At 40.5% G+C, this 17,201-nt stretch carries 15 protein-coding genes and 1 pseudogene; all 16 read right to left on the bottom strand.

Going from position 1 to position 17,201, the window contains the following annotated elements; all coding sequences use genetic code 11:
• Positions 1-148 precede the first annotated feature (148 nt).
• Positions 149-1,021, bottom strand: coding sequence for an NAD(P)-dependent oxidoreductase (locus tag WAX46_RS13810; protein ID WP_336494216.1), 873 nt, complete (start codon positions 1,019-1,021; stop codon positions 149-151).
• 205 nt (positions 1,022-1,226) lie between these two features.
• Positions 1,227-1,463, bottom strand: coding sequence for a hypothetical protein (locus tag WAX46_RS15950; RefSeq protein WP_442895675.1), 237 nt, complete (start codon positions 1,461-1,463; stop codon positions 1,227-1,229).
• A 104-nt stretch (positions 1,464-1,567) separates the two neighbouring features.
• Entirely contained in the window at positions 1,568-2,515 is a 948-nt protein-coding gene (locus tag WAX46_RS15945; protein ID WP_442895676.1) for a methyl-accepting chemotaxis protein, read from the bottom strand.
• A pseudogene (locus tag WAX46_RS15940) lies at positions 2,507-3,511 on the bottom strand (cache domain-containing protein); the annotation flags it as partial. The gene WAX46_RS15945 and the pseudogene WAX46_RS15940, both read right to left, overlap by 9 nt.
• A gap of 124 nt (positions 3,512-3,635) precedes the next feature.
• Entirely contained in the window at positions 3,636-4,664 is a 1,029-nt protein-coding gene (gene splB, locus WAX46_RS13795) for a spore photoproduct lyase (protein ID WP_336494214.1), read from the bottom strand.
• Positions 4,665-4,741: 77 nt separating this feature from the next.
• Complete coding sequence (locus WAX46_RS13790; protein ID WP_336494213.1) at positions 4,742-4,984, bottom strand: transcriptional regulator SplA domain-containing protein; 243 nt, start codon at positions 4,982-4,984, stop codon at positions 4,742-4,744.
• Positions 4,985-5,090: 106 nt separating this feature from the next.
• On the bottom strand, positions 5,091-6,800 hold the full coding sequence (gene ptsP / locus WAX46_RS13785) for a phosphoenolpyruvate--protein phosphotransferase (RefSeq protein WP_336494212.1): 1,710 nt from the start codon (positions 6,798-6,800) through the stop codon (positions 5,091-5,093).
• Complete coding sequence (locus WAX46_RS13780) at positions 6,800-7,066, bottom strand: phosphocarrier protein HPr (protein ID WP_336494211.1); 267 nt, start codon at positions 7,064-7,066, stop codon at positions 6,800-6,802. The genes ptsP and WAX46_RS13780 overlap by 1 nt, the downstream gene beginning before the upstream one ends.
• A gap of 95 nt (positions 7,067-7,161) precedes the next feature.
• A complete protein-coding gene (gene ptsG / locus WAX46_RS13775) occupies positions 7,162-9,258 on the bottom strand; it encodes a glucose-specific PTS transporter subunit IIBC (protein WP_336494210.1) in 2,097 nt (698 codons plus the stop codon).
• Between the two features lie 200 nt (positions 9,259-9,458).
• Positions 9,459-10,313, bottom strand: a complete 855-nt coding sequence (gene glcT / locus WAX46_RS13770; RefSeq protein ID WP_281430306.1) for a glucose PTS transporter transcription antiterminator GlcT — start codon at positions 10,311-10,313, stop codon at positions 9,459-9,461.
• Positions 10,314-10,368: 55 nt separating this feature from the next.
• A complete protein-coding gene (locus WAX46_RS13765; protein WP_226567040.1) occupies positions 10,369-11,358 on the bottom strand; it encodes a LacI family DNA-binding transcriptional regulator in 990 nt (329 codons plus the stop codon).
• Positions 11,359-11,646: 288 nt separating this feature from the next.
• Positions 11,647-12,741 (bottom strand): M24 family metallopeptidase, encoded by a 1,095-nt coding sequence (locus WAX46_RS13760; protein ID WP_226567042.1) that lies wholly within the window; start codon positions 12,739-12,741, stop codon positions 11,647-11,649.
• A gap of 104 nt (positions 12,742-12,845) precedes the next feature.
• Complete coding sequence (locus WAX46_RS13755) at positions 12,846-14,765, bottom strand: heavy metal translocating P-type ATPase (protein WP_226567043.1); 1,920 nt, start codon at positions 14,763-14,765, stop codon at positions 12,846-12,848.
• Positions 14,766-15,059: 294 nt separating this feature from the next.
• Positions 15,060-15,548 (bottom strand): endospore biogenesis thiol-disulfide oxidoreductase StoA, encoded by a 489-nt coding sequence (stoA, locus tag WAX46_RS13750; RefSeq protein WP_336494209.1) that lies wholly within the window; start codon positions 15,546-15,548, stop codon positions 15,060-15,062.
• A 54-nt stretch (positions 15,549-15,602) separates the two neighbouring features.
• Entirely contained in the window at positions 15,603-16,919 is a 1,317-nt protein-coding gene (locus WAX46_RS13745; RefSeq protein ID WP_336494208.1) for a polysaccharide biosynthesis protein, read from the bottom strand.
• A gap of 137 nt (positions 16,920-17,056) precedes the next feature.
• Positions 17,057-17,201, bottom strand: a 145-nt coding sequence (locus WAX46_RS13740) for an IS3 family transposase (RefSeq protein WP_336493244.1), incomplete at its 5' end; no start/stop codon positions are given.

Here is a 17,201-nt window from a genome sequence, read left to right as displayed (position 1 = left end):
ATCTTCAGGCACTAATTCATCTAAAGCCACTACTTCTAATTGATTTCTTCTCTCTTCTTCACGTTTCGATAACATGTTCATCCCCCGCAGAATTGTGTTATTACCCTTATTATACAAAAAAGCTTGTCCCCAATGGGGACAGGCTTTCTTATTTCACCCACAATTTATAGATGCTTTGTGTTCCGCTGTTTTCTTCGCCTTCTTCACGAAGCTTTTCATAAAGAAACTTCGCAAGTGACAAGCCCGGCATCTCTTCTCCCATCAGCTCAGCTTCTTCAAGCGCAATGCCCATATCTTTAATAAAATGTTTCACATAAAATCCTGGCTCGAAATCACCTTTCAGCATTCGTGGTGCAAGGTTTGACAAGGACCAGCTTCCTGCAGCACCTGTTGTGATGCTTTTGAGCACCTGCTCTGGATCAAGACCTGATTTTGTTGCGTAGGCCATTGCCTCTGCGACACCTACCATGCCTGCAGCGATGGCAATTTGGTTACACATTTTAGTATGCTGACCGCTTCCTGCAGGCCCTTGATATTGAATGTTTTCGCCCATTTGATGAAATAACGGCAGGCAAGCTTCATAGGCTGCTTTTTCTCCACCAATCATAATTGCCAGCGTTCCGTTTTTTGCCCCTACGTCTCCGCCAGATACCGGCGCATCTAACGCAAATAGTCCTCTTTCCTTCGCCTTCATTTCAATCTCTTTTGCAAGCTGAGGCTTCGATGTTGTCATATCAATGAGATATGTACCTCGCGCAGCATGTGTCACGAGCCCTTCTTCTCCTAAATAGATCTTTTCCACATCTGATGGATATCCAACCATTGTGATGACGGCGTCCGCATCTTTTGCCATATCCTTCAATGTCGATTTCCACGAAGCGCCTTTTTCAATCAATGCGTCTGCCTTTGCTTTTGTTCTTGTATAAATGAGAACCTCATATCCTGCAGCCATTAAATGTCCTGCCAAACTTTTTCCCATTACACCGATTCCAATAAAACCAACTGTTTTGATTTTTACCATCACGTGTTCCTCCTGAAAGAGACTTTGTATGAATCCACCATCATTCACAAGTGTTTGACCTGTCATATATGTATTGGCTTCATAAAAGAAAAGCCGCATATGTAGCAAATTCTTCGGGCTGTCCGTACCGGCCAAGCGGGATAGCTCGTTCCCAATCTTGATCCGTTTAGGTAGCGAACGTTCCTTTTAGGACCGCCTGTATTGTTCATAAGAATGTGAAGACGATTTTACTCACCAGCAGCCGTATCCAAAAGCTCCTTGGTTTGCGCATTAGACACATCACATACTTGAAGGTCAGCTGACCTTTTACGAGCGGGGAAAATTCTTTGACCTTTTCTTTTAGCGAATACTCATGTCTCCCTGAGAGCGTCACGTCTGCTCCCTCTTTTGCTAGAGAAAAGGAAATCGCTTTTCCAATTCCCTGACTGCTTGCTGCAACCAATGCTTTTTTTCAAAATAGATTGACATCCATGTCAACACCCCCTAGCTCTTATTTTATCATACAAAAAGAACCTTGCTCACGTTGCAAGGTTCCTTCACTCTCTATTATAGCTTAAACCGGTCAACCGCCTGACGTAATGCCTCGCTTGATTCGTTTAGCATTTCGGTCGAAGTTTTCGTTCTTTCTAAAGCTTGCACTTGTTCGTCTGTAGAAGCATGCACTTCCTCAGCTGAAGCCGCAGATTCTTCTGAAATTGCAGCAATGCTTTGAATGGAATCATTCATTTTCTGCTGTTCTTCTGTCATTTCATTGATCTGTGAATGAATGCTATCAATGGAGCCGACAAGCGCCTGCATTTCCATTGTGATGCTGTTTAGTGCCTCACCTGTTGCATTGATGGCTTCACCTTGTTCCTCATTCATTTTACTTGCTGCTGTCATCGCTTCTGCTGCCTTCTTTGATTCATCTTGAATGAGTTTCACGGTTTCACTAATGTGTTTAGTTGATTGCACAGATTGTTCAGCCAGCTTTCTTACTTCTTCTGCGACAACAGCGAAGCCTCTTCCGCTTTCTCCCGCTCTCGCTGCTTCAATGCTGGCATTTAGTGCAAGTAAGTTCGTTTGGTCAGAGATTTCAGAGATTGCCGTCACGACGTTTTCAATATTTTTCGTTTTATGCTCAAGGTCAAGCAGCATTTGCTCTACCTTCTTCGATTCTTCACTTGCTTGTGTCGATTTTTGGACGAGCTGACCAAGAGCATCAAGTCCTCTATAGCTTGCATCTTCAGATGATTTTGAGTTGGTTTGCATTTGCGAGGCAAGCTCAACCATATGACGAACTTTTTCATACAAATGCTCTGATTTCTCATTAATGGTTTCAACCTCTGATGCCTGCTTAGACGCCCCTGTAGCTACCTCTTGAATGGCAGTTGCAATCTGTTCGCTAGATAGCAAGGTCTCGTTTGAAATTTGCGTCACTTCATCAGTTGATTTCACAACCTGATCTGAAGCACCTTTCACTTTTTCGATTAACTCTCTGATGCCCTCTGTCATCTGATTAAAGCTTTTCGTGAGGAAACCTATTTCATCCTTGGACTTCGTTTCAAGTGAGCTGGTTAAATCGCCTTCAGACACTTTACGAACATGCTCTACTAAACGTTGGATTGGTGTTGTAATGCTTCTTGCTAATAAAAAGCTTAGAATCATGGCAAGTACAATGACAATGACAGATATGATGATACTTGTCTGATTCATTTGTTCAGTGATCCAAAGCAATTTCTTTTTCTCGAAGCTAACCCCTATCGTTAAATTCCCTTCTTTCATTTTAGAAATGACAGTCAGCTCTTTGTCATCATCAATACCAGAATTGTCGATCGCTTTTTTCAAAGAAGCTACTTTTGATATATTTTTTCCTTGATGAGTTGGATGTGCCAAAATAGTTCCTGTACCATCAACTAAGAAAGCGGTGCCCATATAAGGAATCTTTTGTTCCTTTATATAGGATTGAATGGAGGACAGCTTCAAATCAAGTCCAGCGACCCCAACGACTTTTCCATTATGAACTATCGCCTTAGTCGCTGAGACGACCATTTCATTCGTTGCTTTATCGATATATGGGTCTGTCCACAAGACCTCATCAGGCTTTTCAGCCGATTGAATAAACCAATCTCGTTTCGATGGATCATACCCTTCGCCAAAATCAGACTCTGGGAAAGCGAACATTTTGCCGGCACTTGTTCCAATATAGGCAAGCGAGATAAGTTCATCCTGCTCCTGCAAACCTTTTAGTTCATCGCTTTCAAGTGCCAATGTTTGTTTTGTTTGTTTTTGTACAAAATCTTCAGTAAGTGTACTTGTTGCCAGTTTGTTAATTGTATTGCTGTAATTATCAAGCTTTAGTGCAATGATGTCTCTCATGCTTTCTACCATTGCTGTTGTGGTTGTTTTCGCATTTCGTTCAATGAGTGGTCTTAATACTATGTTGGAACTAACTTGATCCGCTACGACAGTTAAAATTAAAATAACTGAGATAAATACAGCGATCTTCATTTGAAGTTTCTTAAACATCTCATCACCCCTACATCCTACTTTCGTCTTATATATCGGTAAAATTGGTACCTTTTCAATAGTTGCAAGAAATTTAAATAGAAAAAACAAGCCACAAAGGCTTGTTTTAAGTAAAATATTCAATTTTTGCAGACGTAAAGTACTGATTGATATATGATTCTAACGTCTGTCTTAGTTCTTGTTCCTCATCTTTTTTATAGATATATTTACCAATTCCATATCGACCCCACTTGTATCTTCTTTTTTCTTCATCTAATTCTAATTTTGTTTTCGGGTAGTTTTTTTGGATGACACGCTTCGCTGGTTTTGTAAAACGGTGCTGAATCATTTCAAAGGTGATATCCTGTCTCACATCTTCAGGAAGAGCTGCATCGAGCTTTTCAAAAAGCACTTTATATCCCCCTTGCCAGCCTTCATGAAGATATATTGGGGCAATAATAAAGCCAAGTGGATAGCCTGCTTTGGCTACCTTTTCAGCCGCTTTAATCCGCTGATCGAGCGGTGATGTTCCTGGTTCGAAATATTTAATGACATAATCGGCATTAATACTAAAGCGGAACCTTGTTCGTCCGTTATGTTTTGCATCTAATAGATGATCGACATGATGAAATTTTGTGACGAAGCGAAGCTTGCCAAGATCGGACTGTCCGAAGTATTCAATCGCTCGTTTGAGTATATGTGTCAAATGGTCAATCCCTACGATGTCGGAGGTACACGAGGCTTCAAATCTTGTGATATCCGGCGCACGCTCATTCATGTATTGCTCTGCCTGATCTAATATTTCTTCTACATTGACATATGTTCGAATGTACGGCTTACTTCCCATAGTCGTTTGTAGGTAGCAATAATGACAATGCCCCATGCATCCTGTCGCAAACGGAATCGCATACTCTGCAGATGGTTTAGACGAATCAAACTTCAATGTTTGCCTTACACCAATGACAAGCGTTGATTTCGCATTACGATACTTTTGCAAGTCATTTTTCCCTGGGATATTTCTCACCTGGTTATGTGAAGTCGTTTCTCTTATTTCAATTCCCATATCTTCGAACTTTTCCTTCAGCTCTTGTCCTAATGGGTACTCTAACGCACGAGGTTCAATGTAAACAAGCTGGGGGACGAAAGGCTTGATCATATTTAGCACATCCTTACCTTTAAGGTTTCCCTTACTTTAACCGCTCAGGATGGCTTTTATCCTTTCTAATATCTCCCTTATTCAAATAGATCTTGATACAGGGCTTCAGCTTCTTCGTAAGTTGGAAATATGGCATCATCAGGTGCTAATGGATGATATGTTTCAAGTAAAAATAGCGCAAGCTCTTGATCATTGTATGGATGTGAAACGATTTCTGCTTCTTTAATTTGTGCTACATTTGCTGCATGTGGATTTCGATAAATCACATATACTTGATCACCTGGCTTATAGTCTGAAAAAAGCAATCTGGTCACCTCCATTTTTTATTATAGAATGCCCTTCTCTTCGCTCGATATGACTTATTATGATAAAATTCGACAAAAAAACCAGACAGTGTAACCTGCCTGGTTTGATTCACCGAGTTTTTTAAAACGTTTTCTTGACGAATTCAACAACTTCTTCTGTTGTACTAAGTGATAAAATATGCTCTTTAAATGATGCAGCTTCTTCCTTGGAAAGCTTGCTTAGCTGCGTTCTTGCTGGAAGAATGGAAGTTGCACTCATTGAAAATTCATCTAATCCTAATCCAAGTAGAAGTGGGATTGCGATTTCATCTCCTGCCATTTCACCGCACATACCAACCCATTTGCCTTCTTTATGCGCTGCTTCAATGACAAGCGTAATAAGGCGTAAAATAGCTGGATTGTATGGCTGATAAAGATAAGACACTCGTTCGTTCATTCGATCAGCAGCCATTGTGTATTGAATCAAATCATTTGTTCCAATACTGAAGAAATCTACTTCTTTTGCAAATTGGTCTGCGATGACAGCAGTTGATGGAATTTCCACCATCATTCCGATTTCAATGGAATCAGAAACGACTGTACCAGCGGCAACCAATGCTTCTTTTTCTTCAAGTAAAATGGCTTTTGCTTCTCTAAACTCTGATAACGTCGCGATCATAGGGAACATGATTTTCAAGTTTCCATATGTACTTGCACGAAGTAACGCGCGTAGTTGTGTTCTGAAAATCTCCTGCTCTTCTAGGCAAAGGCGGATCGCTCTATAGCCAAGGAACGGGTTCATTTCTTTTGGAAGCTGCAAGTAAGGAAGTTCTTTATCGCCACCAATATCAAGTGTGCGGACAACAACTGCTTTCCCTTCCATCTTCTCTAGAACCGTTTTATACGCATCGAACTGCTCTTCTTCTGTAGGAAGCTGATCTCTGCCCATGTATAAAAATTCAGTACGGTACAATCCGACTGCTTCGCCGCCATTTTCAAGTACACCTTTTACATCTTCAGGTGTTCCGATATTTGCCGCTAGCTCTACGTGAACGCCGTCTTTTGTGACCGTTGGCTGGTCAACCAGTTTCGCCCATTCCGCTTTTTGAGCTAAGTAGTCTTCATGCTTTTTTTGATACGCTTTCACTTCATCTTCAGAAGGCTGAATGATGACGTCTCCGCTAATACCATCAACAATGATGACATCATCATTTTTCACCGTTTTTGTCGCTTCTTTTGTTCCAACAACTGCTGGAATCTCCATAGATCTTGCCATGATGGCTGAGTGAGAAGTACGTCCGCCAATATCTGTCGCAAAACCTTTAACAAATTGTCTGTTCAGCTGAGCAGTATCAGAAGGTGTTAAATCTTCAGCAATGATGATCACTTCTTCAGAAATCATGCTTGGATTTGGAATGTCAACGCCTAGCAAATGTCCAGTTACACGTTTTGTTACGTCGCGAATATCCGCTGCACGTTCCTTCATGTATTCATTGTCCATTGCTTCGAACATTTTGACAAACATCGTCGCTGTTTCTTTTAAAGCAAATTCAGCATTTACTTTATCAGATTTGATTTTGTCCTTTACTGGGTTTAGCAGCTCTGGATCACTTAACACAAGAAGGTGTGCAGAAAAGATATCTGCTTTGTCTTGGCCAAGCTCTTTTAGCGCATGTTCTTTAATTGCTTCAAGTTCTTGTTTAGAAACATGAATTGCTTCTTCAAAACGCTTCACTTCTGTCTCTGGATCATTGATGTCTTTTTGGTGAACAGTTAAATCTGGTTCTTCCAGACGATATGCTTTTGCAATCGCAACGCCTGCTGAAGCACCGATTCCTTTCAGTTGTTGCATTACTCGCCTAGGCCTTCACTTTTCATTGTGTCTTTTAAAGCTGCAAGTGCATCATTTTCATCAGAACCAGAAGTAGAAATCGTGATCGAAGCACCTTTCGCAATTCCTAGAGACATTACACCCATAATAGATTTCAGGTTCACTGTTTTACCATTATATTCTAAGTTAATATCAGCATCATATTTACTAGCAGTTTGAACAAGAACTGTTGCAGGACGTGCGTGAATTCCAGAATCTGCAGTTACTTTGAATGTTTGTTGAGCCATTTTAATCAATCTCCTTTTTATACAATTAATACATCCACAAAATATTATATCATATTGCCGTGCTTGTCATCTAACAAGAACGGCAGTTATGAAAATTATTTTGAAATTTTCATGATGTTTTCTTGACCAGCTTTAATTTCACCGGATTCTTGAAGGTCAATAAATTGTCCTTCACTTAAGTTTGTAAATACAATTGGTGTCATCAAAGATGGTACTTCAGACTTAATTTTATCAATATCAACTTCTAAGAGCTTTTGACCGATTTTTACTTGATCTCCCTCTTGTACGAATGCTTCAAATCCTTCACCTTTTAGGCTGACCGTATCAATACCGAAGTGAATCAAAATTTCAAGTCCATTTTCAGATTGTAGGCCAATCGCGTGTTTCGTTGGGAAAACATTTAATATTTTCCCTTTCACTGGTGATATCACCATTCCATCTTTTGGCAAGATGGCGAAACCGTCACCCATCATTTTCCCTGAGAATACTTGATCTGGTACATCCGTAATTGGATACAGCTCCCCTGTAATTGGTGAAGAAAAGATTTCCTCTTGCTCATTTTGAAGCGGCTTTGCAATCACTTCTTCGACCTGCTGGCTAACTTCTTCTTTTGCGGAAGGGTCTTTAGCTAGACGAGACATGCGGCCTGCAATGATGTCTTGCATTTGTGTTTTTAAATTATCAGAGAGCGGGCCGAAGATTGCCTGAATGTTGTTCCCTACTTCAAGAACACCTGAAGCGCCAAGCTTTTTCAAACGGTCTTTGTCCACTTTTTTCTGATCATTCACAGTGACACGCAAACGCGTAATACAAGCATCTAGGTGTTTAATGTTTTCTTGATCACCCATCGCTTCAAGGATTTCATACGGCAAGTCATCACCTTTTTCAGACTTAGCTCCACTTGCACCATCTGTCGCTTCATCCTCACGACCTGGCGTTTTCAGATTAAATTTGCGAATTGCAAATCTAAAGCCGAAGTAATAAATGACAGCAAGTAAGAGACCTACTGGAATCACAAGCCACCAAGCCGTCCTGTTTGGCAAGATACCAAATAAGAAAAAGTCGATTAACCCTCCTGAGAAGGTCATCCCGATTTTCACGTTTAGAATATCCATTATCATAAAGGATATTCCGGCAAATACGCAATGAATCGCAAATAATAATGGTGCAACGAACAAGAATGAAAATTCAAGCGGTTCTGTAATCCCTGTTAAGAAAGATGTGAGTGCGGCTGAGCCCATAATTCCAGCTACAAGCTTTTTATTCTTTGGTTTCGCTTCATGGTAAATCGCAAGTGCTGCTGCTGGAAGTCCAAACATCATGAACGGATATTTTCCTGTCATGAATGTTCCGGCTGTCAGCTGGACACCATCTTTGATTTGTGCCATGAAGATACGCTGGTCACCACGTACCAGCTCTCCTGATAAGCTCTTATAGCTAAAGAATTCATACCAGAATGGCGAGTAGAAAATATGGTGCAGACCAAATGGAATTAGTGAACGTTCAATCACACCGAATACAAAGGCAGCAAGCGGCTCATTCGCTGCAAGCAGTCCTGTTGAAAAAGAGTTCAGTGCACTTTGGATTGGCGGCCAAATGATCAGCATCAAAAGGCCTAAAATAAGTGCTGAAATGGATGTGACGATTGGAACAAAACGTTTACCAGCAAAGAAACCGAGATATTGTGGGAGCTCAATTTTGTAAAATTTATTATACATATAAGCTGCTAAAACCCCAACAATGATCCCACCAAAAACGCCGGTAGACAAGGTCGGAATGCCGAGCATGTTGATATACTCTGGATGACTTTCCTTGAAAAATTGAGCCAATTTCACAGAATCTGAAGGGATCGATCCATTTGCCACTAAAACGGCACTCATGGCAACGTTCATGACAAGATAACCGATAATTGCGGCAATCCCTGCCACACCGTCTCCATTGGCAAGACCGATCGCAACCCCTACGGCAAATAAGAGCGGAAGATTCGAGAAGACAATGTTCCCTGCATTTTCCATAACACTTGCAACAAGCTGAATTGTATCATTGCTTAAAAATTGAGCTACATCAATTAGTTGCGGATTTTGCATCGCATTTCCAAGTGCTAATAAAATACCAGCAGCAGGAAGGATGGCAACTGGAAGCATAAGTGCTCGTCCAATTTTTTGCAACACACCAAAAAGTGATTTAAACACTGGTTGAACCTCCTTTTGTTTTCGCTTACAACATACATTTTCAATCCCTGACGTACATTTCATAATTAACCATTTACATTTCCACTTCACTTTCAAACACAAAAAAGGCATGGTGATATTGCGCAAATAACAGGATCTTATCCTGTATTTACCTTAAGTCACTCATGCCTGATCGAATCAGTTACACGTTTCAATGGAAACTATGAAATTTTATTAGTCAATCTGTACAGGTGAAGAGTGAGATAAACAGCTTCAGCATCATGTACAGGTTTTTTCAATGCATGTTGCATTATTTTGATCATTTTCCAAGCAGTATTGTAGCATAGCGGATATTCATTTTTCAATAGATGAAACAGCTTTTCTGGCTCCTCTATTGATTCTTCCCTTTTAATACGCTCGATAGAAAACGTAATATGGCGTAATAAACGTAAATAATGAATACTTTCTCTGTCTACCTTCATATGAAATGAATCTTCTATGACTTGGACCATTTGAGTGATGAGCTGCGAATGACGATTCACCTCAGATAGAGGCCGATTCGTTAAAGCTGAATGAATGTGGAGAGCGATAAAGCCAATCTCCCCTTCTGGAAGCTTTGTTTCGATATCCGGCCGCTCGTTAATCAGTTCAACGACTTCCTTTGCGACCTCGTATTCTTTCGGGTATAACGACTTTGTCTCAAACATAAAAGGATTGGTGATATCATAGCCTTGTTGTACTCGCTTAAAGCTAAAGGCAATATGATCGGTCAGTGCAATATGAATATACTCATTCAAGCGATGTCCCAATTTTTCTCGTATATGATAAATGACGTCATTGGCAAGCTCGATCATGTTCTCATCAATGTGATGAAGCAACTGTTTATATTCAGTTTGTTCTTTCGTGTTTTTTAACACAAACATCTTTTCAAATGACGCTTGATCGAGAACATCACCCGATTTTTTTACAAAGCCGATCCCTTTTCCAATCAAAACCACTTCTTCATAAGAAGGGTGTCTTGCAATGATGACATTATTATTTAACGCTTTATCAACGGTGAAGGATTCCATGAACATCCCCACCTCCTTCTTATTCAATCCCTCTTATCGTACAAAACAGATGAAACGTGCGTCAACGATTGTTTTTTAAAACGGTGGTTGTTCGCTCGATAAGGCGAAAAGGCAGCACTCTTTTTTCTGGCGCTTCTCCCTTTAATGCCCGATAAAACAAGTCGAAAGCTTCCTGACCCATTTGTTTGATTGGTATTTCAATGCTAGAAATCCCTAGAGCCTCACTCAATTGTTCGTTTTGAAAGCCGAGTATGGCTGGTGATTCCCCTACTTTTATGTGGTGACGCTGTGCTTCTAATAAAAAGCCTGCAGATACGTCGTCATTTGTGATCAGTAATGCTGTGGGACGATTTTTCATCCCCTGCCATTCTGTAAATAATTGCTTTCCATCAAAAAGTGTCAGCTTTCCTTCGATGATCCACTCCTCATCAATGTCCTGCCCGAGCGATCGCATCATTTCTTGATAAGCCTGAAGGCGCGTTTGGCTATTCGCTCCTTCTGTTCTGGCAAGAACGATCGCAATTCGCTGATGACCGCATGACGCTAAATGATCAAGCCCTTCTTTAAATGCTTGATCATGCGCAATAGATACTGCAGAACATTCATCATGTGCCGTAGGATGACAAAAAATAACTGGTCCAAAATCTTGCCACTTGAGAATGTCTCGATCACTTAACGCATTTGAGCAAAAGATTAACCCGTCAACACGCCGCTCTTTTAAACTCATCAAGGCTTCTTTTTCTTTTAATGGATCATAAACCGTTTGAAACAAAGCAAAGTGCATACCGCTCGCCTGTGCTTTCTCAGCAATACCTGTGACAATTCCGCTGAAATAGGAGTGATCAATCGTTGGGAGAACGATCCCGAGCATATTCGAATAGCCCTTAGCTAAATGCACTGCGTGGATATTCCTTGTATATTTAAGCTCTTTCATCGCATTCAGAACTCGTTCTCGTTTTTCATCTTTGACATAAGGATGATGATTCATCACACGTGAGACGGTTGTTACAGAAACGCCCGCTCTTTTCGCAATCTCCCTTATGTTTGGCATTTTTTCTCCTACTTTCTCTTGATATGATAAGCGTTTCATACTTTAAGATGTATATGAGCTGAACAAATCACTGGATGGAAAGGGGAATTCAAGATGGGTATCATCATATGGATCATATTATGTATGGCTGTTTTGTTTTCTGCTCGCTTCGCATTACATCCTTTAGGAAAAGAACATAAAATCAAACCGTTTCAATCAATTGATGATTTTTTTGTTGATAAGGATAGGCAAGAGTGACAAAAAATCACGATGACATTTCCATATTTCGGATGTTCATCGTGATTTTTTTTAATGGATGATCGTCAGCTCTTTTGGATAATTGGTTAAGGTGACTGGACCATCTGCTGTAATGAGAACATCATCTTCAATTCTAACCCCGCCGACTCCTGGTACATAAATACCCGGCTCAATCGTATAGACCATACCTTCCTGCAGAAGGTCGTCATTGGCTTGGCTCATGGAAGGAAATTCATGAACAGAGACTCCTAATCCATGTCCAAGGCGGTGCGGGAAATATTCTCCATATCCCGCTTCTGTGATCAGCCCTCTTGCCTTTAAGTCAAGGTCACCGATTCTCACACCTGGCTGACTCATTTCAAGTGCGGCCATTTCTGCTTTTAATACGGTGTGATAAATGTCCTTTTGCTTTTCAGATGCTTCTTGGAAGATAAACGTTCTCGTAATATCTGAACAATATCCATCCACAATGACGCCAAGGTCAAATAATACAAAATCGCCTTTTTTTAAGGCTGTCTGTCCTGGATTCCCATGAGGTTCGCCTGATTTTTCACCAAAAAGAACCATTGTTGAAAAGGACATGCCTTGGATACCTTTTTTCTTTAGTTCATATTCAATGAAAGCGAGCACTTCTGTTTCTGTGATCCCTTCTTTTAAGGCGTTGACCCCAATGTTTACACCTTTATCAGCCAATTGAGCGGCTTTTTTCAGTGTCGCTATTTCAGCTTCGTCCTTAATCAGTCTTAGCTGGTTTAGTTCCTCTTCTGCCCGGACGAATGTTTCTGCACCCGTGACAGCGTGTAGCTGCTCTGCTCGTTGCAGTGGAATTGATTCTTTTTCAATCGCAAGACGAGTCGCTCGTATACCTCGTTTTTCTATCGCTGACTGAATGAATTCAAATGGGTTTTCATGGTCTTCATACCCAATGATATCGCCCGACCATCCAGCATTCTTCGCCTGCTCTACTTCCATCTTAGGCAAAATAAAAAATGGATCTGCTTCCTGAAAAACAAACAGCCCCATGACTCTTTCGTGCGGCTCTGTGAAGTATCCTGATAGATAAAACACATTTTCCTTTGTATGTATAAATGCACCTTGAATGTCTTTTTTCTGAAGCCAAGAAGACAAGTTTTTCATTCGGTTCATCGTATCCTCCTCACACGGTTTTACTACTGATCTATTGTATCAGTTTTTGCTGCATTTCGCACAAAAGCGCACTGACTTCATGTCAGTGCACCATGATGAGTTGCTTAAGATGCACGAAGCAGACGCAGCCCATTTAAAATAACCAAAATCGTACTTCCTTCATGCCCAATAACACCCAAAGGCAAATCAAGGACTTGTGAGAAATTCGCACAAATTAAGAGGCAAATTACAGTTAATGAAAAGATAATGTTTTGTTTAATGATTCTATTCATCTTTCTTGAAAGGCGGATCATCTTTGTCAGGTTATTTAAGTTGTTCTTCATTAAAATAAGATCCGCTGTTTCTAGGGCAACGTCTGTGCCCCCGCCCATCGCAACCCCAACATCTGCTGTGGCAAGTGCAGGTGCATCATTTATTCCGTCACCTACCATAATAATAGAATCACCTTGTTTTTTTAGTTTGTTGACTTCGTTTACCTTTTCATCTGGAAGGCATTCAGCAACCACGGTTTGGATGCCGGCTTCTTCTGCAATGGCTTCAGCTGTTTTTTTCTGGTCTCCTGTCAGCATAACAGTTTGGATGCCTAAATCATTCAGTTCTTGAATCATTTTTTTGGCTTCTGGCCTTATTTGATCCTTAAGACCAAGACACCCAACGACCTCTTTGTCCTTTTGAACATACACCACTGTATATCCTTTTAATGAAAGATCGTCACCAATTTCTTCAATCTCACGGTCCATTGAAGCCTTTCCTGCAAAATCCTTCTTCCCAATACGCCATGTTTCTCCATTCAATTGTGCTTTTACACCAAAACCAGAGGTTTCTTCAATGGTTACATGTGCTGATTGTTCCACTTGATGCTCTTTTGCCATATCAGAAATCGCTTTAGCCAATGGGTGGTTGGATTGACTTTCAATTTGATAGAGCGTCTGATAAAAAGCAGGTTCATCTTGTCCTTTTGCTATCACAACTTTTTCTACAGCTGGTTTCCCGCTTGTAATTGTGCCCGTTTTATCAAATGCGATCATCGTGCTTGTGCCGAGCTTTTCTAAAAAGACGCTTCCTTTCACAAGCATACCGTTTCTTGCGCCGTTTGAGATAAGTGAAAGAGCTGCTGGCATAATGGATGCCACAAGTGCACAAGGTGATGCGACGACCATAAACACCATTGCCCGGTAGAAGGTTTCACTCATGCTCCAGCCGAGTACAAAATGAGGAAGAAACATTAAAATAGCTACGGTGATTAATACACCTTTTACGTATGCTCCTTCAAATTTTTCGATAAATGCTTGGCTCGGCGAAACACTTTCTTGCGCTGATTCAACAAGCTTAATAATTTTATGGAAAAGCGTTTCTTCATTATGTTTCGTTACTTTTACTGTTAACGAACCATTTAAGTTGACAGTTCCTGCAAACACATCTTCCCCTTGCCCTTTTTCCTGAGGAACAGATTCACCAGTGAGTGCAGATTCGTCCACACTTGTTTTTCCGCTTAAGATTACACCATCAGCCGCAATACGTTCTCCAGCTTTGATCATAATACGATCGCCTGGCGTTAATGATGAAGAGGAGATTCGAATGGTTGTGCCATCTTCCTCAATTAAAGTGGCTTCATCCGGGGCGATACTCATTAAGGCCGTTAAATCTTTTTTGCTTTTATTTGACGTATACGTTTCAAGCGCACCACTTAATGAAAAAATAAAAATTAAGATGGCACCCTCCGCCCAATATCCAATAATAGCTGAACCTATCGCTGCGAAAATCATCAAAAGCTCAACATTCAATGTCTTAGATGAAATAGTTTCTTCTATTCCTTCTTTCGCCTTTGCAAATCCTCCGATGGCAAAAGCAAGGATGAAAAGAGGAATACTCCACATGCTTTTATCCTCTAAAACCCATCCAATCAAGATGAGAATCCCCGAAATCCCTGCTGCAATTAATTCTCCGTGCTGTGCCCACTTGTGAAAATATCTTTTTGATTCCTTTTGATTTGTCGTTTGATATAGTGATGAATTCTCATTCATGATCGTTTTCTCCTCCCTAATTGATAATTATTTTCATATCATCAATCGTTACCCGTTCCGTTTTCCATCTATATTCTTATGATTTTTCAAGCTTCCTGTAGGTCTGTAACTCATTATAACAGGTTCTGATCAATTTTCAATTAATAATTATTTTAATTTCTTTTTGATAATAATTATCATTATTGAAATAGACCTTTCCTATCCTCCTCAAGCAAAGTTTATTCAAATGAAAGCAATGGAACACAAAAAAGAACCAAAGGAATGTCCATTGGTTCTTTACAGAAAGGATGTATTTTACGAATTCGTCCATTTTTTGATTTGTTTTTTCGTCATTGGGCCTACATGGTTTTTTACCACTTCTCCTTTTTCATTAATGAAGAAGGTCGTTGGGATGGTGATGATTTGGTATTTTTTCATCAACTCTCCGCGTTCATCTAAAACGATCGGGAATGTAAACTTTTTGTCTTTTACAAATTGGGCGACAGCGTTTTTACTTTGTTCAGCACCTAGTAAATTAACAGTCAGTATGTCAACATCACTCTGATTTTCTTTGACGATCTGCTCAAAGGCTGGGAGCTCCATTTTGCAGGACGGGCACCATGTTGTCCAAAAATGAAGGATCGCTCGTTTCCCTTTCGGCGGTATGAATTGCGTTTCGCCAGTTAATGTAGGAACCTCTATCCTCGGTGCCATAACAGGCTGTTTCGCTTTTACCTCTGTATTCATCAAAAATGAAAGAATAGTCATGATCAGAAGACTGGCGAGCAGATATTTACGATTCATCAGGATCTTCCTTCCCAGTTTTCTAATAGCTTGCCCTCTAGTTGAAGATGACATTCAACCTTTTTTCATTGTGAGAAACATCGAAACGCCGAGCTCCTTACAAATCGTTGCATAATGCAGAGCAGTCAATAGCAGCATGCCCGTGTTCATCCCTAATATGACCCCCATCATATTCAGAGCTTCCATTGATCCGAGGAAATACACCATAGAAAACGTGACCACATGCACCCATATATTATGTAGGAACACATCTTTAATCAGCCCCATACCGATTAAACACGCTTGAAATGGCATTACAAACAGGTGGCATAAAAAGTATGGCCAGAGCAGCTGTAAATAGACAGCGGCTTGCGATGAATCAAAAAAGAGCTGCGTGAGCGGATTAGCCAAATAATACATCACCATCACGGCAGGCACCCCATATCCAAATGTAATCAAAATCGCCTGCTTTACACGTTTTTTCACAAGATGATACTGCCCTAAAGCATAGGCTTCAGATACATTTGGAATCATCACAATCATGATCGAATGAGCGATAAATGCCGGGAAAAAACCGATCGACATCGCTACACCAGCAAGCATTCCGTAGTGATCAACAGCTAATGTTCCCGATATGCCAGCTGCAACGAGGGATCCCTTGATTAAAAAGGGTTCAACGGCATTGGCGATGGCATGAAAAATGCGCATCCCAGTTGTTGGAATGGAGACCGCCAACAAGCGCTTTCTTACATCTATCCCTCTTAATTCAACAGATCTCACGTTTACAGCATTTTTCGCCATAACGTATTGGGAGTATAAATAGATAAAGACAACAAGATCACTCGCAACTATGACTCCAATAGCGATAAGTACCGCTGTTTCGATATCAAAGGAATACCAATGAAAAAACAAAAACAAGCAGATGAGCTGGATTGTTTTTTTTAACATATTCGCTAGGGCGATTCTGCCCATTTCCTGCTTCCCCATAAAATAACCACGTGCGATAGAAGTAAACGCGATAATAGGAATGAGTGACAGCACCAACCCTTTCATCAGTGGATGATACGACTGAAACACTGGAATGAACGGCAATACAACCGCTGCTATCCCTGTAGTTGTGCAAGTCACCACAAGCGTCATTTGAAATGCATGACGCAGCATACTTTTATGAAGACGCTCATGCGATTCTGCAATGAATTTAGAAATGGAGACTGGCAGCTCTAAACTAGCGATCACAAGCACAAGCATGATAATTGGAAGGATACTCATATAAAGACCCATTCCATGTTCTCCAAGCTCTCTCGCTAAAATCATATTGACTAAAAACTCTATACACTCCGCTATGAAAGCTGCGACAGATAGCAGAATGACCCCTTTTACAAATCGATTCATGTAGCCTCCCCTTGTCTAAAAGCAAATTCTTTTCCCAGTCTATGAGACAAGTACTGAAAATATTTTGATAATTGAAGACAAAAAAAGCAACGACCTGGGGACTGACCCCCGTTTTTGAGACAGGGATCAAAACACCTTTATACAGCCAATTGCCGATAGTTTATCGGTGATTGGTTGTTTAGTTTTGTTTGAATACGAATGTTGTTATAATAATAAATGTATTCTTTGACAGTGCGTTCTACGATGTTGGTCGTAGTTCGATCAATCCTGTTAAGATAGAAC

The organism is Bacillus sp. FJAT-53060 (genome assembly GCF_037104745.1).
Classification (GTDB): domain Bacteria; phylum Bacillota; class Bacilli; order Bacillales; family Bacillaceae; genus Bacillus; species Bacillus stratosphericus_B.
The sequence above is the reverse complement of the archived record's forward strand: the minus strand, read 5'-3'. Positions and strand labels throughout refer to the sequence as shown.

Bases quoted from the DNA above. Each gene is read 5' to 3' on its own strand.
- WAX46_RS13810 (WP_336494216.1), bottom strand. From the start codon at position 1,021: ATGGTAAAAATCAAAACAGTTGGTTTTATTGGAATCGGTGTAATGGGA.
- WAX46_RS15945 (WP_442895676.1), bottom strand. From the start codon at position 2,515: ATGACAGAGGGCATCAGAGAGTTAATCGAAAAAGTGAAAGGTGCTTCA.
- splB (WP_336494214.1), bottom strand. From the start codon at position 4,664: ATGATCAAGCCTTTCGTCCCCCAGCTTGTTTACATTGAACCTCGTGCG.
- WAX46_RS13790 (WP_336494213.1), bottom strand. From the start codon at position 4,984: ATGGAGGTGACCAGATTGCTTTTTTCAGACTATAAGCCAGGTGATCAA.
- ptsP (WP_336494212.1), bottom strand. From the start codon at position 6,800: ATGCAACAACTGAAAGGAATCGGTGCTTCAGCAGGCGTTGCGATTGCA.
- WAX46_RS13780 (WP_336494211.1), bottom strand. From the start codon at position 7,066: ATGGCTCAACAAACATTCAAAGTAACTGCAGATTCTGGAATTCACGCA.
- glcT (WP_281430306.1), bottom strand. From the start codon at position 10,313: ATGTTCATGGAATCCTTCACCGTTGATAAAGCGTTAAATAATAATGTC.
- WAX46_RS13765 (WP_226567040.1), bottom strand. From the start codon at position 11,358: ATGCCAAACATAAGGGAGATTGCGAAAAGAGCGGGCGTTTCTGTAACA.
- WAX46_RS13760 (WP_226567042.1), bottom strand. From the start codon at position 12,741: ATGAACCGAATGAAAAACTTGTCTTCTTGGCTTCAGAAAAAAGACATT.
- WAX46_RS13755 (WP_226567043.1), bottom strand. From the start codon at position 14,765: ATGAATGAGAATTCATCACTATATCAAACGACAAATCAAAAGGAATCA.
- stoA (WP_336494209.1), bottom strand. From the start codon at position 15,548: ATGAATCGTAAATATCTGCTCGCCAGTCTTCTGATCATGACTATTCTT.
- WAX46_RS13745 (WP_336494208.1), bottom strand. From the start codon at position 16,919: ATGAATCGATTTGTAAAAGGGGTCATTCTGCTATCTGTCGCAGCTTTC.